The sequence below is a fragment of the Wolbachia endosymbiont (group A) of Sympetrum striolatum genome (assembly GCF_947250715.1).
In the GTDB taxonomy this organism is placed as follows: domain Bacteria; phylum Pseudomonadota; class Alphaproteobacteria; order Rickettsiales; family Anaplasmataceae; genus Wolbachia.
On sequence record NZ_OX366342.1, the window covers coordinates 726,200 to 750,143 of the forward strand.

Annotated in this window: 24 protein-coding genes and 1 tRNA gene; 19 read left to right on the forward strand and 6 right to left on the reverse strand. The window is 36.3% G+C overall.

All coding sequences use genetic code 11. The annotated features are described in order from the left end of the window. Window positions 1–45 precede the first annotated feature (45 nt). The 3 genes from htpG to OOK87_RS03580 all read right to left on the reverse strand — a co-directional run bounded on the left by htpG (window position 46) and on the right by OOK87_RS03580 (window position 4,292). Window positions 46–1,950: a molecular chaperone HtpG gene (htpG, locus tag OOK87_RS03570; protein ID WP_264688074.1), complete on the reverse strand. Its 1,905-nt coding sequence runs from the start codon at window positions 1,948–1,950 to the stop codon at window positions 46–48. Window positions 1,951–2,919: 969 nt separating this feature from the next. Then, a complete protein-coding gene (locus tag OOK87_RS03575) occupies window positions 2,920–3,855 on the reverse strand; it encodes a TrkH family potassium uptake protein (RefSeq protein ID WP_264688075.1) in 936 nt (311 codons plus the stop codon). Window positions 3,856–3,899: 44 nt separating this feature from the next. Further along, complete coding sequence (locus OOK87_RS03580; RefSeq protein ID WP_264688076.1) at window positions 3,900–4,292, reverse strand: potassium transporter TrkG; 393 nt, start codon at window positions 4,290–4,292, stop codon at window positions 3,900–3,902. A gap of 227 nt (window positions 4,293–4,519) precedes the next feature. Here OOK87_RS03580 and OOK87_RS03585 point away from each other — a divergent pair, with 227 nt between their 5' ends. The 3 genes from OOK87_RS03585 to OOK87_RS03595 all read left to right on the forward strand — a co-directional run bounded on the left by OOK87_RS03585 (window position 4,520) and on the right by OOK87_RS03595 (window position 5,761). After that, the gene (locus OOK87_RS03585; protein WP_264688077.1) at window positions 4,520–4,657 is read left to right on the forward strand and encodes a hypothetical protein; all 138 of its coding nucleotides are present in this window, start codon (window positions 4,520–4,522) and stop codon (window positions 4,655–4,657) included. 147 nt (window positions 4,658–4,804) lie between these two features. Continuing rightward, window positions 4,805–5,377, forward strand: coding sequence for a hypothetical protein (locus OOK87_RS03590; protein WP_264688078.1), 573 nt, complete (start codon window positions 4,805–4,807; stop codon window positions 5,375–5,377). A gap of 222 nt (window positions 5,378–5,599) precedes the next feature. Beyond that, on the forward strand, window positions 5,600–5,761 hold the full coding sequence (locus OOK87_RS03595; protein WP_264688079.1) for a hypothetical protein: 162 nt from the start codon (window positions 5,600–5,602) through the stop codon (window positions 5,759–5,761). 348 nt (window positions 5,762–6,109) lie between these two features. On the opposite strand, the gene OOK87_RS03600 is transcribed toward OOK87_RS03595, so the two are convergent. Further along, entirely contained in the window at window positions 6,110–7,126 is a 1,017-nt protein-coding gene (locus OOK87_RS03600; RefSeq protein ID WP_253308933.1) for a substrate-binding domain-containing protein, read from the reverse strand. A 115-nt stretch (window positions 7,127–7,241) separates the two neighbouring features. Between OOK87_RS03600 and OOK87_RS03605 the strand changes: the two genes are divergently transcribed. Continuing rightward, a complete protein-coding gene (locus tag OOK87_RS03605) occupies window positions 7,242–7,403 on the forward strand; it encodes a hypothetical protein (RefSeq protein ID WP_264688080.1) in 162 nt (53 codons plus the stop codon). Window positions 7,404–7,578: 175 nt separating this feature from the next. Continuing rightward, window positions 7,579–8,136, forward strand: a complete 558-nt coding sequence (dcd, locus tag OOK87_RS03610) for a dCTP deaminase (protein WP_064125494.1) — start codon at window positions 7,579–7,581, stop codon at window positions 8,134–8,136. Window positions 8,137–8,141: 5 nt separating this feature from the next. Here dcd and OOK87_RS03615 read toward each other — a convergent pair whose 3' ends face one another. Further along, a complete protein-coding gene (locus OOK87_RS03615) occupies window positions 8,142–9,152 on the reverse strand; it encodes a hypothetical protein (protein WP_264688081.1) in 1,011 nt (336 codons plus the stop codon). 343 nt (window positions 9,153–9,495) lie between these two features. On the opposite strand from OOK87_RS03615, the gene OOK87_RS03620 reads away from it, so the two are divergent. The 6 genes from OOK87_RS03620 (at window position 9,496) to OOK87_RS03645 (ending at window position 16,050) form a co-directional block, all read left to right on the forward strand. Next, window positions 9,496–10,362: a hypothetical protein gene (locus OOK87_RS03620; RefSeq protein WP_264688082.1), complete on the forward strand. Its 867-nt coding sequence runs from the start codon at window positions 9,496–9,498 to the stop codon at window positions 10,360–10,362. Next, window positions 10,359–11,456, forward strand: coding sequence for a baseplate megatron protein TIM-barrel domain-containing protein (locus OOK87_RS03625; RefSeq protein WP_264688083.1), 1,098 nt, complete (start codon window positions 10,359–10,361; stop codon window positions 11,454–11,456). The genes OOK87_RS03620 and OOK87_RS03625 overlap by 4 nt, the downstream gene beginning before the upstream one ends. A gap of 66 nt (window positions 11,457–11,522) precedes the next feature. Beyond that, the gene (locus tag OOK87_RS03630) at window positions 11,523–12,695 is read left to right on the forward strand and encodes a phage tail protein (RefSeq protein ID WP_264688084.1); all 1,173 of its coding nucleotides are present in this window, start codon (window positions 11,523–11,525) and stop codon (window positions 12,693–12,695) included. Window positions 12,696–13,066: 371 nt separating this feature from the next. Beyond that, window positions 13,067–14,290, forward strand: coding sequence for a multidrug effflux MFS transporter (locus OOK87_RS03635; protein WP_458694278.1), 1,224 nt, complete (start codon window positions 13,067–13,069; stop codon window positions 14,288–14,290). Between the two features lie 57 nt (window positions 14,291–14,347). Next, the gene (locus OOK87_RS03640; protein WP_264688085.1) at window positions 14,348–15,865 is read left to right on the forward strand and encodes an ankyrin repeat domain-containing protein; all 1,518 of its coding nucleotides are present in this window, start codon (window positions 14,348–14,350) and stop codon (window positions 15,863–15,865) included. Between the two features lie 41 nt (window positions 15,866–15,906). Then, on the forward strand, window positions 15,907–16,050 hold the full coding sequence (locus OOK87_RS03645) for a hypothetical protein (protein WP_264688086.1): 144 nt from the start codon (window positions 15,907–15,909) through the stop codon (window positions 16,048–16,050). A gap of 691 nt (window positions 16,051–16,741) precedes the next feature. Here the strand turns inward: OOK87_RS03645 and OOK87_RS03650 are convergent. Next, window positions 16,742–18,886 carry a transketolase family protein gene (locus OOK87_RS03650; protein WP_264688087.1) on the reverse strand — a complete coding sequence of 715 codons (2,145 nt, stop codon included), beginning with the start codon at window positions 18,884–18,886 and terminating at the stop codon, window positions 16,742–16,744. Window positions 18,887–18,999: 113 nt separating this feature from the next. On the opposite strand from OOK87_RS03650, the gene rpsD reads away from it, so the two are divergent. From rpsD to OOK87_RS03690, 8 genes are all read left to right on the forward strand, one after another. Then, complete coding sequence (rpsD, locus tag OOK87_RS03655) at window positions 19,000–19,614, forward strand: 30S ribosomal protein S4 (protein ID WP_264688479.1); 615 nt, start codon at window positions 19,000–19,002, stop codon at window positions 19,612–19,614. A gap of 10 nt (window positions 19,615–19,624) precedes the next feature. After that, window positions 19,625–19,711: transfer RNA gene (locus tag OOK87_RS03660), tRNA-Leu, on the forward strand. A 30-nt stretch (window positions 19,712–19,741) separates the two neighbouring features. Then, a complete protein-coding gene (gene iscX / locus OOK87_RS03665; protein ID WP_253308941.1) occupies window positions 19,742–19,936 on the forward strand; it encodes a Fe-S cluster assembly protein IscX in 195 nt (64 codons plus the stop codon). Window positions 19,937–20,415: 479 nt separating this feature from the next. Continuing rightward, entirely contained in the window at window positions 20,416–20,757 is a 342-nt protein-coding gene (locus OOK87_RS03670; RefSeq protein ID WP_182182927.1) for a DUF721 domain-containing protein, read from the forward strand. Between the two features lie 37 nt (window positions 20,758–20,794). Further along, a complete protein-coding gene (gene rpmB, locus OOK87_RS03675) occupies window positions 20,795–21,109 on the forward strand; it encodes a 50S ribosomal protein L28 (RefSeq protein ID WP_006279619.1) in 315 nt (104 codons plus the stop codon). Beyond that, a complete protein-coding gene (gene lipA / locus OOK87_RS03680; RefSeq protein WP_264688088.1) occupies window positions 21,102–21,965 on the forward strand; it encodes a lipoyl synthase in 864 nt (287 codons plus the stop codon). The genes rpmB and lipA overlap by 8 nt, the downstream gene beginning before the upstream one ends. A gap of 60 nt (window positions 21,966–22,025) precedes the next feature. Next, a complete protein-coding gene (gene ubiE / locus OOK87_RS03685; protein WP_253308943.1) occupies window positions 22,026–22,742 on the forward strand; it encodes a bifunctional demethylmenaquinone methyltransferase/2-methoxy-6-polyprenyl-1,4-benzoquinol methylase UbiE in 717 nt (238 codons plus the stop codon). Further along, window positions 22,739–23,845, forward strand: coding sequence for an FtsW/RodA/SpoVE family cell cycle protein (locus OOK87_RS03690; RefSeq protein ID WP_253308944.1), 1,107 nt, complete (start codon window positions 22,739–22,741; stop codon window positions 23,843–23,845). Before ubiE ends, OOK87_RS03690 begins: the two co-directional genes overlap by 4 nt. Window positions 23,846–23,944: the final 99 nt, after the last annotated feature.

Here is a 23,944-nt window from a genome sequence, read left to right on the forward strand (position 1 = left end):
ATTAATTATATATTACCTCACATAAATAACTAATCTAGTATAGTATTAGACAACAATCTTGCCAAGCAAATTATTAACTCTCTTAGCAAACAGACTTACATCATCCATCTCTTCACCTTCCACGATGCAAGCTTGGTAAAATAATAAATGAATCATGTCTTCCAATGTTGGGTTTTCACCATTTTCAGCGTGAGATTTCATTATGCTTTTTATTACAGGATGCTTAGTGTTAATTTCCAGTACCTTTGGCGTGCGGTAATTTAGCTGCTTTTGTTCACGCAAAAAACGCTCCATGCGAAGATCCATAGCACCTTCATCAACTGCTAGACATACAGGGCTGTCAGTCAGTTTTTTTGAGATTTTCACGCTTTTCACTGAATTGCCAAGAACCTTGGTGAAATATTGCAGTATAGAGTCCGTATTTTCTTCAGTCTTTTCTTCATCTTGCTTATTTTCCTCATCTTTTTTATCTTCTTCTGAAGAGAATTTTTCCAAATCAACATCAGCGCGGGTCACAGACTTAAATTTTTGATCTTTATATTCATGAATCACGCTAGTCCAGAAATCATCAACTGGATCAACAAATAGGAGCACTTCTAGTCCTTTACTGACGAATCCCTCAAGTTGCGGACTGTTTTTCACTGAATCGAGGCTATTCCCGGTGAGATAATAGATATGTTCCTGCTCAGGCTTCATTCTGCTTATGTAGTCATCAATGCTGACTAATTTCTCATCACCAGTGCTATGAAATCTGCAAATCGAGAGTAGCGCTTCTCTCTCATAAGTTGGCATAGCTTCACAAAGACCCTCTTTTAATACTGCACCAAAATTGGTCCAGAATTTTGTATATTCCTCTAAATTCTCTTTTGCCTTTTTACCGAGCTCTGATATCGCGCGTTTAGTTAAGGATTTTCTGATTTGCTCAACAACACGATTATTCTGCAGCGTTTCTCTGCTGATATTAAGAGGCAAGTCCGGTGAATCAACAATACCTTTCAGAAAACGTAAATACTGCGGTATGATCTGTACGTTATCTTCAGTGATAAATACTTTATTTACATATAACTTAACAGAGCAACGTCTATCTGGATGAAATAAATCAAAAGGTTTAATAGAGGGAACATAAAGCAAATTTGTATATTCTATTGCACCTTCATTTTTATTATGCAATATCATCCAAGGCTCCCCGCCAACGTGATCAACACTGCGGAAAAAATCATTGTGTTCCTCTTGAGTAACATCATTTTTTGGCTTAGTCCAAATTGCAGCCTTACTGTTTAACTTTTCACTTTTTCCTTCTTCATTTATGAATTCAACAGGAAAATTTATGTGATCAGAGTAAGTAGTGACAATGTTTTCAACACGAAATTTATCTAAAAACTCATTCTCTTCAGGACGCATAATGAGTGTAATTTTAGTTCCACGAGAAATTTGATTATCTAGTTTACTTATCGAATACTCTCCATCTCCCTTGGATTTCCAGACCCAAGACTCCTCCTCTCCAGCTTTTCTTGACTCTACTATTACTTCTGATGCAACCATAAAGCTTGAGTAAAAACCAACACCAAACTTCCCAATCAGCTTCACAGCTTGGCTTGAATCCTTGCTATTTTTAATCGCATCTAAGAACTTTTGCGTACCAGAGCTTGCAATTGTACCAAGGTTATCTATTAAATCTTGTCTGTTCATTCCGATGCCATTATCAGTGATATATAGCTCGTTCTTATCTTTATTGGAGCTAATAGTGATTTTTAACTCATCACTTGAATCTAGCAAATTTGAATTAGATTGAGATTCATAGCGCAATTTATCACATGCATCCGATGCATTTGATATTAACTCACGCAGAAAAATGTCCTTATTAGTATAAAGTGAATGAATCACTATATTCAGTACTTTCCCTACTTCAGCGTCAAATTTTAAATTTTCAGTTTCTTGTACGTTATGCATTTTGAGCTCCATTATTTGCCTACTACCCTAATAATCTAAGTATTGCACTGCAATCTTTCAAGGTCACGCACGCCAAAATTAATGTAGCCGCCATATTATGACACCCAATTTATGGGATCTCTTGCATAAAAATTCCTTGACACCCTTCGCCAACCCCCTTATCATGAAACTGAAGGTATTCAGTTATCTTCATCTGTGCAGATTAAACAGCAAGAAAACAACGTAGTTGGCGTCTTATTTTTAATTTTTTGCACTATGTGCACCTTATGTCTTCACAACATTTCTGGGTTTTTACCTATATAAGCTGAAACGCGCTTATAAGTCGTTTAAGACAGTATAGTACGCCAATTTGCAGGATTAGAGAGTGACAACTAGCTAACACGGGATTTCTTTTGCCTTTTTTTCTGCTTAGTAAATTTCTTAAACATTTAAGCTAAGGTTAGTTGCACTTAAAAGCAGCTAAATTGCAGCGTTTAAGACTTAAAAAAACGCCAATACAGAAAATAGACAATGACCAGGGCTTCTTTTGCCTTTTTTTCCGTTTGGTAAATTTCTTAAATATTTATAGCTAAACGACAATCGTCATCCCGCTGCTTGTTAGCGGGATCTAGAGATACCGTGACGGTATGACGAGGGAGAACAGTTAGCGGCTGAGATACCGCGAATGAATCGCGGTATGACGTAGGACTGCTGTCATCCCAGTGCTTGACACTGGGATCCAGTTTTCCATATAATCTCATCGAAAACGTTGTATTTTAACGTAAAACATCTATTTTTATGCTTACCAACTTAATAAAATTCCTGGATCCCAGTGTCTGGGCACTGGGATGACACCCTCCTGATAGACAATGTTCGTACATCTGTAGATTTATTCGCGGTATAGATTCTGCTAACAAGTAGCGGAATGACGGTTTTTCAAATTGTCGTAAGTCAGTTTAGCTATAATATCAAGTTTCACAACTTTACCAACTATTTCTTTCTATTAAATAAGAATAAATTACCTATACAAAAATAGATTGGCAATATTTCAAGTCTACCAAGCAGCATCAAAAACGACAAAAATAATTTTACTTCATTACTGAAATAAGAATAGTTACCTGAAGGGCCTATTAAATTACTAAATCCCGGGCCAGAATTTGTAAGCGTTGCAGAGACTGAACTGATGCTAGTTATAAAGTCTGCATTGCTTAAGTAAGACATCACTATTGATGAAATGGTAAACGTTAACATGAAAATTGCAAAAAATATAAAGACAGAGTGAACTTCATCATTCTCCAGGGTTTTTCCGTTGAATTTTACCCTATTACCTGCACCTGGGTTTAATAAAAGGCGAAAGTGATTTCCTATAGACTTTAGAAAAATGATCAAACGAAAGATTTTGATGCCACCACTTGAAGAACCACTACATCCACCAACAAAGGTTAGAAAAAAAGCTAAGACTGAAATGAAGCTCCAATCTATATGATTACAGATTGCATAACCAGTTGACGTAATTAAAGAGGTGATGGTAAACGTGCTGTATCTAAATGATAATGACACTCCTAAATCAACATTTTGATACAACCAAAAACAAGCAAATAAAGATGAAACAATAGCTATCTTAACAAAGTAAGAGACCTGTTCATCATAGCAAATGTCTAACCGTCTTATGATTTTTAAATAGCTAAAAAAAGGCAGAGAACCCAAAATCATAAAAATGATCGTTATGACTTCTAACATAGGGTTATTGTAGTGCCCTATAGAATCATTATAGTTAGCAAATCCACCAGTTGATACAGCGGACATTCCGTGACATATTGCGTCAAATAGTGGCATGCCAGCCAGATAATAGGAAAATATACATAACAAAATTAGGCCATAATATATTGCTGTAATATGAATTACTACGCTTCGCGTGTTCGGCAACTTCCTTTTTGTAGCATCTGAATATTCAGAATAAAGTAAATTATTTAGGCTGTGAGAATCTTAAACATAGGAAAAACTGCAATTCCTAAAGTGATTACACCAAAACCCCCCATGCCATGTAGCATTGCTCTCCATAGCAGTATTCCTGGAGATTGTTTTTCAATATCATTAAATATAGTTGCCCCTGTGGTTGTGATGCCAGATATCGTTTCAAATAATGCATCAACATAGCTCAGATTGTCAAAATAGAAAGGAATAGCTGCAAACAAAGACAAGGCAATCCAGGTGCAACTAGTAATTGCAAAAATTGCCGGCATGCCATTTAATTTACCGAGTAAAATAAAAATTACGCCAGATGTGCAGGTAATTATGAATCCAGCGAGAAAATTTTTCCATTCGTAGCTGAGACATTTATTAGTAATAACAGGAATAAGCATTGCTAAGCTAAATAACAATAGGAATATTCCCACAATAAATACAATTGAACGTAAAGTTTGTAAACGTTGATGATTTTTCGTAGAGTTATTTCCTCGCTATACAAAGCCATAAAAGCTACTCTAACGTCAAGCATTTTGTTGGCCTTTATTAACAGTTATTAACAATATACTTGACTTACTTGTAAATATATATGATAATTAAACTTTATAGAAAATAGAGGTAAAATATGACTGAATTAACTGACATACAACAAAAAATTCAAACTTCATTAATTACAGCAATCAGCGAGAACAACCTTAAAATGGTCCAGGAAATATTCAACAGTAATGAAAATGATGATATACAAGCAGCTTTGAGACACTAGGGAGCTCCGACTAGTGAAAAAGATATCATTTTATATTTTGCTATTACTCGCCTTAACGATATAGTTGAAGATAAAGAAAAATTTGAAAAAAGCGTAAAGATCATTGAACTAATTTGGCAGAAAACTAATCAAAAAATTCGTGATTCTGTGTGTGATCATGCAATAGAGAGTTTTGAAAACTCTCTAAGAGAAACTGTCCTTAGTGACATACCTGCTCTTGAAACAGTTATTCAAGAAATGGAAGAGCACAAGAGGGTAATGGATCTTAGTTCAATACTAAGAGATGCAATAAAAAGTCTTAATGTTAATCAAGTTGAAGCAGCATTAGAGAATTGTGGTGAAAATGTACAAAGTGTTTTAGATCGAATAGTATATTGGGTTGATGGAGACGTAGATGCCTTTTTAGTTTATCCTCTGGAAGTTAAATATAGTAAAGAATTGAACCAAGAAGATGTGGAAAAGATAAAAGAAATCTTTGAATTAATGTTTAATGCTTCTTCTCCACAGCTCCTTGGGTATGAGCACCGTGGAAATAACTATGTAATGAGTAAACTTGTAAAGGCACAAAAACGTTTTGCTAAAATACCTGGAGTAGGTGAGCAATGCTTTCAAGATTTGATTCAAAAATTTGAGGAAAAACTTAGTAAAGATACACTAGATAATGCCAAGGCTGATGATCAGATAGCATGGGATAAAGAGTATGCGACTCGATTTTCATAAGAAATCAATCATGATCTGTTTGAGAATGATGAACTTAATGCTTGTATAGATGACACTGATCTAGGTCAAAACCCAGTAATTAACACCGCAAACCCTGAATTAACAAATGAAGCAGATAACAAAACCCCAGAAAAGAACGATACAAACTTCTGGAGTGAACACAAAGGGAAGATTGCTCTAGGTGTTACTGGACTATGCGTAGCTGGTGCTGTTGCAGCCTATGTGCTAGCGTATCCTGTAGTTGCACTGGCTTTAACAGTTTTGGCAGCAGTTATATTAATGGGTGCTGGTATTGCTAAGTTTTGTGAGAAATCAGAAAGCCCAAATACGAAAAGCTCGGACCCAGATCTTTCTCAGTGTTGCAACAAAACAAGAACTGCCTAATTAGTAATCCATTGTCATCCCAGCGCGCTGCGCTGGGGTCTGACTACGCTAGACAAAGAATATGTATCCGTTCAGGAAAGCGACAAAATAAGGTAGACAAGGTAGTATAAAAAGATAACCATAAAAGTGAGTTTACAACAAATGGTGTCATGCCAGTGCGTGACACTGGCATCCAGTTGAGCTATTTCAACAAAAATACTGCATTTGAGGTGAACTTTTTTCTCACCAGGACCATTATCTATTACACTTATTTACGAGTATAATAATTAAAGTCTGGATCCCAGTGTCACGCACTGGGATGACAAAAAAAGGAGGCTGCTTGGATGACAGGAGAAGGAAGTGTTGCCGTCACGTTATATCATAAACCTTTGCTGAAGCTTTCTTTATATATTCACTTGAAAGTGGGATTAGACCAAGCCTAGATAGGTACCCATCTTCAATGCCGATCGAATCTATAATTTCTTTTATGAATTCTCTTAATCCATCAACAGTATCCAGGTGTTCTTTCTTTATATAAAGGTATAGAGGTCTTGCTAATATATATTTTCCCGATGATATATTTTCGTAAGTTGGCTCAATTCCTGCAATTGTGCTCCCTTGTATTTTATCTTGATTCCTCATTAAAAAGCTAAAACTAAATATCCCTAAAGCGTTCTTGTTACTTTTCAATTTTTGTATTATTATGTTTTCATTAATTCCAACTTCTATATACCTTCCGTCATCCCTTATATTACCACATGCTTTCTTTCTTTCTTCCTGATCTTTATAATTCTCTTTGAAAATTCTCGAGTTCATGCATGAATATTGATTGAACATAATAGAATTAACCAAAGTTTCGTATGTGCCTGTATTTTGATGTGGACCATAAATTTCAATTTCTGTTTTTGGTAAGGCTTGATTTACATCAGACCAAAACTTCTTATTATTTTTTACTAATTTATCATTTTCTTGAGAATATGCAGATAAAGTTTCAAATAAGTCCTTTTTTGTGAAATCAAATCTATGGCTTTGATTTGAATTTGCAATGACAATTCCATCATAGCCAATGATGATCTCTATCACTTCATTAATTTTATTTCTTTTACATAGTTCTCTTTCTACTTCCTTCATAGGGCGAGATGAAGTGGTGATGTCTGGCGTGTCTTCCCCTATTCCTGAGCAAAACATTTTGAACCCTGATCCACTTCCTATCGATTCCACAACTGGAGTCTTAAAAGAGAATACACGATTGAACTCCTCGGCTACAAATGAGATAAAAGGAAAAACGGTTGAAGATCCAACAATTCTGATGTATTTCCTGGCATCAGCATTTGACAGCGGCGTGAATAATACGAATACAAAAATCAGGAGAAAGTTTCTAAGCATTATTTTTAGTTAAGAACATAAATCTAATTATTGTAATAAAAAATCAAACTGAAAAGCTTTAATTTTCTCTTGTGATTGACCTATAGCTAATCCAATTGACCGCTATTTCAATTGCATGAACATTGTAACAATGGTGTCTGCAAGCAGCTTACTGTACGAACATTGTGATTTGAGAGCAATTTCCACTAGGAGGATGTCATCCCAGTGCCCAGACACTGGGATCCAGTTCTTATTACCTGGTGTAAAGTTAAGTTTTCTGGATTCCAGACTGGAATGACATCATTTACCATGTACAATTTGTTAGTTAATAATCCATTGTCATCCCAGCGTCATGCGCATAATTGTATGAACATTGTGATTTGATACAAGCTACTTGCATGACAAAAGCTACAGTTTACATTTAAATTTTATTTTATATTATTGTAAGTATTACACAACTTTAAGGGGCAATTATGGCAGTTATGCCAGATAAATGGATCAGAGAAAAAGCTGAAAATTTTGGAATGATAGAGCCTTTTGTGGATCACAAAAGCAGCAAAGGTGTTATATCTTTCGGACTATCGTCTTATGGGTATGATGCAAGAGTGGATAATAAATTTAAAATTTTTACTAACGTTAATTCAGCCATCGTGGACCCTAAAAATTTCTCTGAGAATAGTTTTATAGATAAAGAAACAGACGTATGCATAATTCCACCAAATAGCTTTGTGCTTGCAAGCACAGTGGAATATTTTCGTATACCAAGAAATGTACTGGTCATTTGTGTTGGTAAATCAACTTACGCAAGGTGTGGAATTATAGTAAACGTTACTCCCTTAGAACCTGGATGGGAAGGTCATGTCACACTCGAATTCTCAAACACCACCCCACTTCCTGCAAAAATTTACGCTAATGAAGGCGCATGCCAATTCGTATTTTTAAGCGGCGAAAGTGAGTGTGAAAAATCATATGATGATATGAAAGGAAAATATATGAATCAGCATGGTATCACTTTGCCGCTGGTAAAGTGATTACTTTAGGTAAAGCAAGATATTGTGCTATTGTACTGAAGATTACTAAGATAAGTTTTAACTAATTTGTCGCATTCTTTATCACCTAAAACTGCACGTGCAGAGTGGTTTTTAAATGACTCTACATAGCTTGAAAAGAAATTTGTAGAAGGATTACTTAAAGCTTCTGCAACTTCTTTTTTTTCTTTATCATTGGAAAGCTGATTAAATAGTTCTTCTCCCTTTTTTTGCAGCTCATTTTCAAATTCCTGCTTTATAGTATTCTTATCTGCTTTTTGCAAGAAGGAAAACTCTTCAAAAATGTACAAGGAAGAGACAATACTGTTGAAGGTACCAGTAAAACATGCACTTGAACCACGACCACCACGCACTCCGTATTCTGTTTGCGATTCTACTAAATGTTTAACCAGTTGATATTTTCTCTGTGATATGCGGGTATTAATATCTATATTATGATCAGCATTTGCTCTAGTTTGATCGTTGCAAGCCTTCCAAGCTAAATTTAAAACTTGCTTCAATGTTAACCCGCTTCCACTATGTGTATCAGGGTTATTTTTTATACGCTCCAAGCACTCAAGTGCATGTTTTTTCTCATCTTCTCTAAGTTGATCTTTATCTGCAGCTTTTTGTGTGCCATTTGCTATGCACTCTAACTGATCAATAAATCCTTCTATTTCCTCTATAAACTTATCATCAACATCAGGCTCGCCATAGTTTTCTTTTAGCTTTTGAACGTTAATATTAATTGCATCATTTACATTAGTATCATGCGTTGTTTGTGGGATACGTGCTGCCTCCATAAATGCTTCAGTTCTTTTGCCTCCTGCAAAAAGATATAGCTTACTCAATACCTTGGGGATTAAGAAAAACACCAGGGGAGGAATAAAAAATATTATAAAAAGTACTACAAATAAACCTGTGATTAGCCACCTTACAGGAGCTAGCAGAATTTCTTTTGCTTTTTTTAATTTTGACGGTCTTTGTATGTTGTCTGGTGTATTTACTACTGCTGGCATAATTAGTTTAAGTTAGTATCAATATTTTTAATATACTATATTTTTTCTTATTTTGTCAACTCAAATTTCTACTTCCGCACTTTTTCATTGTTGCTTACAATAATTATAGCTACACGATTTACTCATGTGCTTTTCTTAATTAAAAACTTCAACTATTCATTGTAAGCTATTGAATTTCCTACTATTTAGTGGCAAATTGTCATCCAAGTGGCTGTAAAACGACAAATTCGTCATTCCGCTACTAGTTAGTGGAATCTATACCGCGAATGAATCGCGGTATGACGGTTCGTGGCGGCATGACGTAGAGCCTACATTAACTATAGAAACAAAAAGGAGGATTATCATGTCTACAATAGTTTTATCATCAATTTTTGGTCAAGCAGGCAGCATTTTTGGTCCAATTGGCCAGATTATCGGCTCAGAACTCGGTGCTCTTCTTGGTGCGCAGCTTGATGGTGCGATGTTTAGCCTTGATGCTGAGCAGAAAGTAACGCATGGTGCGAGACTAAAAAATCTGCAAGTTCAAACCTCAACCTATGGAAGGACGATACCAATTATCTATGGCACTGCTCGCATTGCAGGGAACATTATTTGGTCACAGCCAATAAAAGAAGAGGCGATAACCACCAAAAGCAAAATTGGAAGAGGTATGAATGTTGAGTATAATTACTATGCAACGCTTGCAATTGCGATCTGCAAGGGGAAAGTAGAAAAATTAAACAGAATCTGGGCAGATACAACATCACTTAGCTTTGATGAAATAGATTATACTTTTTACCGCGGTACAGAAGACCAAAATCCTGATCCATTTATGTCGTCAATCGAAGGTGTGCCGGCTTATAGGGGAATATCTTACATAGTCATCAAGAATTTTCCTTTAGCAGACTATAATAACCGCGTTCCGGTATTCACATTTGAAGTGCAGACTATATTAAAGCCTAGCGGATTTTCAGTAGTAGAAAATATTCAGAATATCAATATAATACCAGGCTCAGGAGAGTTTGTATATGATACAAAAATACAGAAGAAAATCGCGCAAGAGAAAATAAGCAGCAACCAATATATCCCATATGGGCTGGCACAAAGGGTAAATCATAACAACCACACTAAAAAGAGCGATGCAGTGCTTTCTTTGGATCAATTAAAGGGAGATTTACCAAATGTTGAGTGGGTATCGGTAGTAGTCAATTGGTTTGTGAATGATCTGTGAACATTAAAGATTGTAAAATATACCCTGCAGTTGAATTTCAAGATGATTCCGCAATATTACCTGATGATTGGCAAGTAGGAAGTAGTACCAGAGATGATGCTCAGCTAATTTCAAAAGACGATAATGGAAACCCAAGATATGGTGGCACAGTTAGTGATTCAGCGCTAATAAGATATATAGAAGAGCTACACAGCAGAGGCTACAAGGTGATGCTCTATCCGATGCCCTTACTTGATACAAAGAACAAAGAGTGGCGAGGAAGATTGAGCGGGACTCCTGGGGATATAAGTAATTTTTTTAAGAATCAGTACAACAAATTTATAGAGCATTATGCAAGCATTGCCAAACAAACTAAAGTGGAAGGGTTTATCATTGGTTCTGAATTTGTTGAACTTACCAAAATCAGAGATGAAAAAGGTAATTACCCTGCAGTGGCAGAGCTAGTTAAGCTTGCAAAGCAGATAAAACTTGATCTTGGAAAAGAAGTAACAGTAACTTACGCTGCGGATTGGAGCGAATACCACTCATATGATGGTTGGTATAATATGGATGAACTGTGGTCTTCACAGTACATCGACGTTGTTGGCATAGATGCTTATTTTCCACTGACTGATGGTCCAGAGCCTCCTTTTGGCTATTCTGCGGAAGATGTAATGGGTGGTTGGAGCAGTGGAGTGGGGTATGATTATTTCTATGATTACTCAAAAAGTGAGCCTGAAAAAGTAAAGTATAACGACAGCAGGTATGCGTGGAAAAATATAGAGAAATGGTGGAGTGAAACTCACATAAACCCCGGTGGTAGTAAAACAAAATGGCAACCAAAAATGAAAAAAATATGGTTTACTGAATATGGATTTCCCAGTATGAACGGCTGCACTAATGAGCCAAATGTGTTTGTTGACAAAGGCAGCATAGAGAGCAAATATCCACGATATTCAAACGGAGAGGTGAGCTTTCTTTCACAAAAAATTGCAATTGAAGGAACGCTAAAGAAGTGGCAAAGCTCAGAAATGGTAGAAAAAATGTTTCTCTGGGCATGGGATGCAAGGCCATTTCCTTACTTTCCCAATTTGTGTGATGTGTGGACTGACTGACATAATTGGCAGACAGGACATTGGATTCAGGGAAAGCTTTCACAGCTTAATATTTCCGATGTTTTATTGGATCTGTTACAAAAAACAGGTTTAAAAAGCAATCAGTTCGATACAGGTGGCGTCAAAGGGTTATTGTCTGGATATGTAATAAATGACCAGCAACCCGTACGTTCAATTATTAAAATGCTGCAAAGTTGCTATTTTTTTGATGTGGTTGAGCAGGGCTCTAAACTGAAATTTGTCCAAAAGGGCAGGGGAGTTACAACTGTAATGCCAATTGGTGAAACGGTTTTCAGTAACAATTCAAAACTTGTTAATATTAGTCAACTGGATTTAAACAATAAAGTTAACGTCGTTTATTTTAATCGCAATTTTGGCTATCCAATTGATGTTAAATATGCTGAGTTGCCAAAGCAAGGCACTGCTGCAACAGTTGAAATACCGCTCATTATGGAGGAGGGAGAGGCGCAAAATATAGCTGAGGTTTTACTTTATTCTTCGTGGCAAGAGAGAAATATATACAATTTCAAGCTGCCGATAAAATATGCGTGGCTTGCGCCAAGTGATGTCATAACGATTTTAGACGGTGAGAAAAAGCATACGGTGAGAATTATAAAAACAAAATTTGAAAGCATGTCCATTCAAGTAAGTGGTGTTGGTTATGACAGCTCCATATATAAGCTTTCTTTTCCTTCAACAAGGTCTCTTATGCTGAAGGAATACCCTCCTTCTCATATCAGCAAAACCATCGTAGAAATGATAGATTTACCGCATGTTAAAGGTAATATTGCAAGCTTTACTTTAATTAGTGAGGAAAGGAATTGGAAGGGAGCAACGCTCTTTATTTCGTACAACGATAAGGATTATAAGCCTATCGCAAGCACAAATAAACAGTCTACTTACGGATATGTAATGGAATCTACCGATGAGGGGCTTGTAATAGTATTACGTTTTGGTAAGCTGCTAGGAATTATCGATTCAAATTCAGCATTAATCGGAAAAGAGATAGTGAAATTCCAGAGTACTAAACTCATAGATAAAAATAAATATAAGCTTAGCAACCTAATTAGAGGGCAAGAAGGTACTAAAGAGTATGAGCATACAGGAGGTGAGAAATTTACCTTACTTGATGATTCAATAATTTCTTTTGAAGTGCAATCAGGGAGAAAATTTTACCTCAAAGCAGTGACTTATGGTGATTCGTTGGATAACACGGAAGCAAAGGTCCTGAACAATTGATGCTCAGTATTTAAACTTAAACCTGAATAATTGAAGATAAGATATTGAAATTCAGGCTTTTTATGATTTTAGCTTAAGATTCCAGTGTCAAAGCACATAACTGTACGAACATTGTGATTTGAATCCACTAGGAGGGTGTCATTCCAGTCTGGAATCCAGCTTTTTCATAATCATCAAAACGTTGTATAAAACGGCTACTTTTATGCTTACCAACTTAATAAAATTCCTGGATCCAAGTAGTCAAGGCACTGGGATGACAAAGGAGGACAGTGTCCGCTACTCGAATGACATCGTTTACTATGTAACATTGTACTTATACTAATGAAAAAAATATATTATAATCAAGTATATTTAATCCAGTAAATCATTAAGTGAAAACAGCTCTTTCGCAAAATATCATCTCTCTTATTATGATATTGTCTGTAGCAATTGTCGATATGGCAACTGACCTATACTCAGTTGCACTACCAAGCATTGCCAATTATTTTAAAGTAGAAGGCAGTGTAGTGCAGCTTACAATTAGCTTGAATCTAGTTGGATTTGCAGTATCTGGATTAATTTATGGTCCATTATCGGACCATTATGGTAGGCGTCCAATGATGCTGATTGGTATGACAATTTTTACTTTAGCAAGTATCATGTGTTATATAGCCGACAGTATTGCGCTCTTGATACTAATTCGCTTCATACAAGGAGCAGGGGCAGGTGTTGCAGGTGTTGTTGGGTATGCAGCAATAAGGGATATGTACTCGGGTAGTGAATACTCGAGAGTAATTTCAAAGTTAAATATGGTAGTGGCACTCTCACCTGGAATAGCTCCAGTGGTGGGCGGTTATATAATTTCACATGGGTATAGTTGGAAATTTTTGTTTTTTATTATATCACTTGCGGCAATTGCTATGCTTATTTTTATTTACTTTAAGTTACAAGAAACACTCATTGTGAATAAAAATGAAACCAGTATAACTAACATAACTACTAATATCTTCAAGCAATACATATCAATATTTAGAAATTATCGTTTCCTTGGGTTTTCAGCCATTCATGGATTAACTTTCATGTGGCTTTGGGCATATGTTGCTAACTACCCGTTCATATTTGAATCAATGGGCATTGAAGTACAGTATTTTGGCTACCTCATATCGATCATAGTCATATTTTACATAATTGGAACTTTAATTAATAGAAGGTATGTACCAAAAGTAGGGGTTAGCAAAATGCTAATAATAGGTTTGGTGTTACCGATAATATCCGATAGTTTATTGGTATATTTTTATTTCGCGGACAAGTTAAATATATTAATTCTTCAAGTTGCCTGGATTCCAGCCAATATTGGGCTTGCATTAGTAATCAGCAATAACGTAACTTCTGCTTTAGAAACGATCAAAGGTATAGGGCTTGGTAGTGCAGTCCTCTCATTCTGCAATATGATGTTTGGGGCTATTGGAATATATATAGTAGGAAAATTTTTTCGCTATGGCATTTTACCAAATTTACTATTAACAATAATATGCTCTACAATTGCAATTCTTATGCACAGCCTGCTCAAATATACTGAAAAACATGGGCATTATTTGCGTGATCCAGGAACATAAAGGTCATAGATTATTAACGGCTTTGCCGTGATAATATAATTTTACAGGAGGTGTGGGATGAGTGATGTAAATGAAGATATAGTAACAGATAATTTTGGAAATACTCCTTTACATTGGTCTGCTCTAAATGGCGAAAAAGATGTAGTAAAAGCCCTATTGGATAAAGGGGCAAATGTTAATGCAAAAAATAATAGTGGATGTACTCCTTTACATTGGGCTGCTGAATATGGCAAAAAAGATGTAGTAAAAGCCCTATTGGATGAAGGGGCAAATGTTAATGCAAAAGATAATTCTGGAAAAACTCCTTTACATGAGGCTGCTCTAACTGGCAAAAAAGATGTAGTAAAAGCCCTATTGGATAAAGGGGCAAATGTTAATGCACAAAATGATGAAGGAAAGACTCCTTCCAATTTAGCCACTGATGAAGGAATACAAGATCTATTGCAAAGCGTAAAAAAGGCCAATGATAAACTGCTTAAGGCTGCTGAAAACGGTAATATTGATGATGTAAAAAATCTGTTGGGTAAAGAAGGAAAAGCACAGGTTAATGCAACAGATGATTCTGAAAATACTCCTTTACATTTGGCTGTTGAAAAGAATGACAAAGAGGTAGTAGAAGCCCTACTGAAAGTAAATGGGATCAATGTTAATGCACAAAATAAGGGTGGATGGACTCCTTTACATTTTGCTGCTGGAAATGGCGAAAAAGATGTAGTAAAAGCCCTATTGGATGAAGGGGCAAATGTTGATGCACAAAATAAGTATGGATGGACTCCTTTACATTTTGCTGCTGGAAATGGCGAAAAAGATGTAGTAAAAGCCCTATTGGATAAAGGGGCAAATGTTAATGCACAAAATGATAAAGAAGAGACTCCTTTACATTTTGCTGCTCGAAATAACAACAAAGAGGTAGTAGACGCTCTAATAAAAGCAGGAGCAAATATTAATGTAAAAGATAAAGATGAAAAAACTCCTTTCGATTTAACTACTAACGAAGAAATAAAAACTCTATTTCAAAAAGCCGCAGAAAGCCCTGATGCTGGTTTAATTGATGAGCCATCGACGGATAGTAAAGGGGTTCAAGAAGAAGATGCTGGTACAGAAAAGAAAGAAAAGCAAGAAGGTGATGCTAAATCAGAATCAGACATTGCAAAAAAAGGAACTGGTGTAAGCAACGGTAGTCAACCTACAGGACCTACACAAAATAATGGAGGACAACCCACCACCAGTGCAGGACAAGGAACTGGTGTAAGCAACGGTAGTCAACCTACAGGACCTACACAAAATAATGGAGGACAACCCGCCACCAGTGCAGAAAAAGGAACTGATGTAGCAACCGGAAGTGCACAGCCTATTGCTCCCATAGAACCTGCACAAACAGAAGAACAGCCGAGCTCTTTTTTTGGTAGTTTGTTTAGTATACTTATGAAGCCTTTTTCATTAATTGCATCATTTTTTGGTGGGGTTTTTTCATGGTTGTTTGGGTCTGATGAGCCAATACAATCATCATCTGAATCTGACCAACCAGTTGTGTTAGAACCACCGAATAGTTCAGGAGACCATGACATAATATAGCTAAAGGTTTACTAGATTCCAGCGTCACGCGCTGGAATGACATGGTGGGATGCATCCAAGTAGCTGACACTGGTTTCCATCCAAGAGGGCAGTCCCCAGGCACTGGTTCCTTTATGACGGTGTCATCCCAGTACCTTCTCCTGTCATCCCAGTGCGTGACACTGGGATCTCATTTTACTTTATGATGATGTCATGAAAGTAGCTGACATTGGGATCCAGAAGACTTAATTTCAACCAAATAATAAAGGCTAGATCCCAGTACCTTCTCTGTCATCCCAGTGCATGACACTGGGATCTCATTTTACTTTATGATGATGTCATGAAAGTAGCTGGCACTGGAATGACAGCAGTCCTACGTCATACCGCCGCGGTATCTCTTAGCATAGATCCCGCTAACAAGTAGCGGGATGACGGTTGTCGGTGAACCTAAGTTACTTTAGCTACAAACGTTAAGAAATTTACCAAACGAAAAAAAAGGCAAAAGAAGCCCTAGTCATTGTCTACTTTCAGTATTGGCGTTTTTTAAGTCTTAAACACTGCAATTTAGCTGCTTTTAAATGCAACTCACCTTTGTTTAAATGTTTAAGAAATTTACTAAGCAGAAAAAAAGGCAAAGAAATCCCGTGTTAGCTAGTTGTCACTCTCTAATCCTGCAAATTGGCGTACTATACTGTCTTAAACGACTTATAAGCGCGTTTCAGCTTGTGTAGGTAAAAACCTAGAAATGTTGTGAAGACATAAGGTGCACATAGTGCAAAAAATTAAAAATAAGACGCCAACTACGTTGTTTTCTTGCTGTTTAATCTGCACAGATGAAGATAACTGAATACCTTCAGTTTCATGATAAAGGGGCTGGCAGAGTTTGTCAAGTGGTTTCTATTGAATATATACAGTGGAATGATAAAATTCACACACACATTTTACTACGTGATCAGCGCTGATATTAAAATGCTCATAAAGTGTTTTATAAGGTGCTGATTCTCCAAAGCTTTTCATGCCAATAAATATACCGTTTGAACCTATATATTTATGCCAACCCATTTCACTTCCAGCTTCAATTGCAACTTTGATGCTGTCATTATTTAATATTGCCGCTTTATATTCATCACTTTGCTCATCAAAAAGTCTCCAGCATGGCATAGAAACAACCCTTGTACCTATACCCTTTTCCTGCAATTTCTCCCTTGCTTCAACTGCAATTTCAACCTCGGACCCCGTAGCAAATATTGTCACTTTTAATTCTTTTGAACATTCACACAAAACATATGCACCAAACTTCGATAGATTAGCAGATTGATCGATATCAAAATAGAATTTGCGCATGTAACTTACGTTTTGCCTTGAGAGCGCAAACAGTGCAGGTGATTCTTTTTTTTCGAGTGCAATGCTAACACACTCTAGAGTTTCAACTGCATCGGCTGGCCTAAAAACATATAGATTTGGTATAGCACGAAGAGAGGCTAAATGCTCTATTGGTTGGTGAGTTGGGCCATCTTCTCCCACTCCAATTGAGTCATGAGTCATCACATAGATAACCTGCTGTTTCATCAAAGCTGAAAGACGTATAGCAGGACGACAGTAGTCGGAAAATACCAAAAAAGTGCCACCATAAGGAAGAATCGCGCCGTGAAGTGCCATACCATTCATACATGCTGCCATAGCGTGTTCTCTCACTCCATAGTGGACATAAGAACCACTATAATTATTACTATCTATTACCTGCATGTGCTTATATTTAGTGCAATTTGACCCAGTAAGATCAGCAGAACCGCCGATTAATTCCGGCATATGTTGTGTTAAAAGTTCCATTACCATGCCGAAAGAAGAACGTGTAGCTTCGTTTGGCATTGTCTCGTGTATTTGTTTCTTCAAGTTAGCCAAAACATTATCGATATTGTCTGGTAGACGTTTATCTAGCCGTCTTTGAAGTTCTTTATTTTCACTGGATTCCAGTGTCAAGCACTGGAATGACACCGAATTGCTGTTATCTGGCAGACGCTCATCTAGTCGCCTTTGAAGTTCTGCATGATATCCTGTCATCCCAGCATTCTCTTCTGTCATCCCAGTGCTTGACACTGGGATCCATTCTTTTTCTTCTTCACTGGTCACATGCTGGAATGACAATGAATTGTAATTTTGCCTTGCTCTCTCAACAGTTTTCTTCCAGGCGTTTTTCACATCTTCTGGCACATGGAATGGCTCGTAATTCCAGTTTAATTTCTCTCTCATCTGTTTGATGTCTTCCTCCGAAAAAGCACCACTGTGAGCAGAGGATGTGCCAGCACGGCTTGAAAATATTCCGATAATAGTTTTGCAGCAGATCATTGTAGGTTTATCAGACTTTTTTGCTTGCTCTATTGCAAGGGATATGGCATCAAAATCATGGCCATCAATTTTGTCAACATTCCATCCATACGCTAAGAAGCGTTTCTCTACATCATCAGAGCAGGAAAGGCAAGTAGCGCCATCTATAGAGATATCATTATCATCAAAAAGGGCTATTAATTTATTCAATTTAAGATGCCCAGCAAGTGATGCTGCTTCATGGCTTATTCCTTCCATAAGACAGCCATCCCCTAGCATTACGTAAGTGTAGTGATTGATTCTGAATTGCTTTTTAAGGATTGATTCAGCAAGTGCCATGCCAACAGCAGCGGCAAACCCCTGACCGAGCGGGCCTGTTGTTGCCTCTACCCCGGAAGTCAAGCTAAACTCTGGATGACCTGGGGTCTTGGATCCCATTTGCCTAAAGTTTTTTAGCTCATCTATGCTAGTATAACCTGTCAAATATAATATTGAGTATAGTAACATTGACCCATGACCGTTTGATAAAACAAAGCGATCTCTATTGAACCATTTAGAATCATCAGGATTATGATTCAGATATTTAGCAAACAAAACAGTTGCAACATCTGCCATGCCAAGTGGCATACCTGGGTGTCCAGAGTTTGCTTTTTGTACTGCATCAATTGATAAAAAACGGATGGCGTTTGCCATAGATTCCAAATGTGAATGATTCATGTGTTAATAGAAAAACTTAAAAATGAAGTATAAAAGATTATATCAGCAAAAACAAGTTGACACTGAATGCTAAAATCCTTAATAATCTAAAGTTAAATCGTGAGAGTTTTTATATGACAACTGTTATCACTAGAAAGTATAGGATTAGCCGTAGACTTGGTGTAAATTTATGGGGTAGAGCTAAAGACCCAGTAAACAAAAGGAAATACCCTCCAGGTCAACATGGTATTCTTGGATTCAAGAAGTTATCCGACTTTGGTAAGCAGTTTGCTGCGCATAAGAAATTTAAGTTTTACTATGCGATTTCAAGTAAGCAGCTCAGACGTACATTTTTAGATGCTTATAACAGAAGGGGTTATACGGCTGATAATTTTATCGGTATTTTAGAATCAAGGCTCAGTTCTGTTTTATACCACTCTGGTCTTGTGCCAACAATTTATGCAGCGAAGCAGCTCATATCTCATAAGCACGTTACAGTTAATGATAAGGCGGTCAACATATCGAGTTATCGAGTGAAACCAGGTGATATAATAAAAATAAGAGAAAGGGCAGCAAAAATCCCTGTAGTAGTAGAGGCTGAACAAAAACAAGAGCGCAAGGCTCCGGATTATTTAGAGACAGATAGTAAAGAGCATTCAGTGAAGTATTTGAGGTCACCTCAATATTCTGAGGTTCCTTATTCAGCAGACATGGAAGTCAATTTAGTAGTAGAGTTTTACTCTAGATAGATAAAAAAAAGCCCGTGTGGCGGAATCGGTAGACGCAGCGGACTTAAAATCCGTGGGTTTTGCGACCTTGGGAGTTCAAGTCTCCCCATGGGCACCAATTTAACTTAGCAGATAAATACAAAAAAGTATGAAATGGCTTGATATAGAAGATATTGTAGAAGCTCTAGAGGAAAAATTTCCAGATGAGAATATAATTAATATCAGATTCACTGAGCTTAAAAAAAAGGTCTTGAGTTTAGAGGAATTTGATGATGATGAAAAACGCTGTAACGAGAAAATACTCGAAGCCATTCAAGCAGCTTGGATTGAGGAAAGATCTTAACAAATAAGAAATAACTATCGCTATTAAAAGTTAGCGCGTGACGCTGGAATCCAGAAAAAAAAAGAAAAATGGATCCCAGTATCAAGTACTGGGATGACAACAAAAAAGAAGGAGTCTAAAATTCGGACACCGTATATCATTCATTTTAGACAATACTGTACTTTTTAAATCTAATTTAAAATTCACTCAGGTTAATAATAATTTAACTAATTACAATTAAAACAGCTAGAAGGTTAATTATGAGGCAAAGATGGCAGCACAAAAATTTTTGGATGGAACGTGATTACGACTTGCCTGACAAGTGCTACGTTGAGATAAATTTTACATAAAAATACTGCTTTTTACGGTGTGAGGCTAGAGGTTTGTAAAGTAGTTAGAAGGTTGTCATCCCAGTGTTAGCTACTTGGATTTGGCACTGAGGAAATCCAATGTAGTAGTAAACCTTACTTATTTAGTTATACTAGAAACAAAACAGAAAAATGCTCAAACGTAGCGGTCCAAAAAAATTAAAGTCTATAATTGAAAATTACGCATTAAAATGCATGAAAAATAAGATTAGCAAAAATGAAATACGTCTGATTTTAAACTGGCGAAATATAGTAGGGAAAGAAATAGCAGAGTGTACAAAACCGAAAAAGATCTCATATGCACAGAATGTAAATTCTGGTGTATTGCATCTAGTAGTAACAAATGGCAGTAAAGCATTAGAAATTCAGCATATGATTTCTCTTATAATAGAAAAAATTACGATATTTTTTGGCTATAAAGCAGTATATGGTATAAAAATTAAGCAAGAGAGTATTGACTATTTGACTATATAAGGTAATCTAAGTACATAGAATAATTTGGTATATTGAAGTGAGTAGAGTTTGTGAATTAACAAATAGAAAAAAATCTTTTGGTAATAAGGTATCACATTCGAATCGTAAAACAAAGCGTACCTTTCTTTTAAATTTACATAAGGTTACGTTGACAAGTGATATATTGAATAAAAAGTTTAGATTTCGTGTGGCAACAAGAACTTTGAGAACTATAGATTACAAAGGTGATTTAGATGCTTTTTTGCTCAACACAAGAACGATTAAACTAAGTGAAAAAGCGCAGAAGATAAAAAGAAGGTTGAAAAAAGTTTTAGTAAAGCAAGAGGTAGAGTTAGCCGTTTCAGATGCATAGCAAACCTCAATGGCTCAGAGCAAAAGCTCCGACCGGTGAAGTATTCAATGAAACTTTAAACATCGTTAAACTGCATAACTTACATACGGTATGTGAAGAAGCTGCATGTCCAAATATTGGTGAATGTTGGAATAAACGTCATGCTACTGTGATGATTCTTGGTTCTGTTTGTACTCGTGCTTGTGCATTTTGCAACGTTGCAAATGGCATTCCTGATAAACTAGACCCTCATGAGCCAGAAAATTTAGCAAAAGCGATAAAAAAGTTAAACTTAAAACATGTTGTCATTACCTCTGTTGATCGTGATGATTTACCAGATGGTGGCGCAAATCAGTTTATACAGTGCATAGAAGAAATTAGAAAGATAACTTCAGAAACAACAATAGAGATTTTAACTCCTGATTTTTTAAATAAGAAAGGAGCATTTGAAGCAATTGCTGTTGCATCACCTGATGTCTATAACCACAATATTGAAACAGTGCCGAGATTGTATGCAAAAATAAGACCACGAGCTCGCTATTTTCATTCACTATATTTGTTGAAGATGGTAAAGCAGATTAATCCTAAAGTTTTCACAAAGTCAGGGCTTATGGTTGGTCTTGGAGAAACAAAAGAGGAAATACTTCAGGTTATGGACGATTTGCGCAGTGCTGAGGTTGATTTTATTACAATTGGTCAATATCTACAACCAACTCCAAAACATGCAAAACTTGATAGGTATGTTACCCCAGAGGAATTTGAGCATTATAAATACGTTGCTTACTCCAAAGGTTTCTTAGTGGTTGCATCAAGCCCACTAACTCGGTCATCATACCACGCTGAAGAAGATTTCAACAGGCTCAAGGCCTGTCGTTGACATTTGTGTTAATTCAAATTAATTTTTACTAATTATAAAGGAGTTGAGCGACTTTACGTAATGTCTACTATAAAAATCGAGAAGAAATCACAATTAGTTAAAGAGGTATTCGATTCCGTGGCAAGTCGCTACGACACCATGAATGATATAATGAGCCTCGGAATGCACAGATTATGGAAAGATAAGATGGTAAATAGTGTGCATTTTACAAAAAACTCTAAGATTTTAGATATTGCTGGAGGAACTGGAGATATAGCAATAAGAATAGTAAGAAAAGAGCCAAGTGCTAAGGTTACAGTATGTGACATAAATCAAAATATGCTAAGCAGAGGACGTGATAAAGCTATAAATTCAAACCAAATTAATTTTGATTGGGTATGTGCGAATGCAGAAAGTTTACCATTTGAAGACTCCGAATTTGATTATTGCACAATAGCTTTTGGCATTCGAAATGTTTCTGACCGCAAGAAGGCTTTAAATGAGGCGCACAGGGTATTAAAACCACATGGAAAATTTATCTGCTTAGAATTTGCCCCTATGCACTATCAAAATGAGATATTTACCAAACTTTATGACTTATATTCATTTAAAGTAATTCCTAAAATTGGCAGCATAGTTGCTAAAGACAGGAGTTCTTATGAATATTTAGTGAAGAGCATTAGAGAGTTTCCAACTCAGGCTGATTTTAAAATGGAAATTGAAGAGGTAGGCTTTAAGAATGTTGAGTTTCATAATATGAGCTATGGAATAGTGGCATTACACATTGGAACAAAATGAATATTAAATTCTGGTATAGAACGCTGGATTATTATCTCATCCTTCCAGTGTTTTTTTTGCTCACTATAAGCTTCATTCTTGTTTATTCAGCAAGCCCTGTAATTGCGCAGCGTCTTTCTTTACCACAAGATTATTTTATACGGCGCCATACAATTTATATAGTCCTGTCACTAATTACCCTGGTGACATTTTCTTTTCTCAACACAAGAACTATACTTAACCTCTCATTCGCAGGTTTCATTTTATTTACTATTTTAGTGGCAGTTGCGATAATACTTGGTATAGAGGTAAAAGGTGCGAAACGATGGTTACATATTGTCAAAATTTCAGTTCAACCATCTGAGTTCGTAAGGCCATTTTTTTCTGTTGTTATAGCTAGTATCTTAGCCAGCGGAATGAAGTTTAAAATGCACATATCAATCATAATATTTCTGTTAGTTTTTGTGTTGTTACTTTTGCAACCTGATTTCAGTATGTCCATGCTTTTAACATATTCTTTTATTGGTCAAATGTTTATTGCATGTATACCACTTTTATACTTTCTATGCATAATAGGAATGGCCACAACTGGAACTACAATAGCTTACTTATGCCTCCCACATATAAAGCAAAGGATTTACAATTTTGTCTTTTTTACGCAACGCGATAACTTTCAAGTCACAAAATCATTAGAAGCATTCAAAAGAGGTCAATTAACTGGAGTTGGACCTGGTGAAGGTAGCGTAAAAACCTCTCTTCCTGATTGTCATACAGATTTTGTGTTTTCTGTTTTAGCAGAAGAATTTGGTTTGATTACGTGCTTAGCCACATTGATGTTATTTGGCATCATTTCCGCCCGCTTGCTTTACGTTGCATATAGAGAAAATGAATTATTCAATCTATTGGTGATTCTTGGTATCTCAATTCAATTCATCACACAATTCATAATAAACACAGGGGTAACATTGAGTGTTTTTCCCACCACCGGCATAACCCTGCCACTACTTAGCTATGGTGGTTCTTCTCTTTTATCTTCGAGCATCGCACTTGGCATAATGCTGTCTTTCAGTAGAAATCAAGCTATCGCATTAAAGTTTCGTGAGCGTGTTATGCTTGTGGACTAGTGGTCACCCGCTCACAACTATTATTGGTATCCCTCCAAAATGGGTATCTGTTCAGATGAGTGGCAAGAGATATTATGAAATCTGAAAGAGTTATGCATA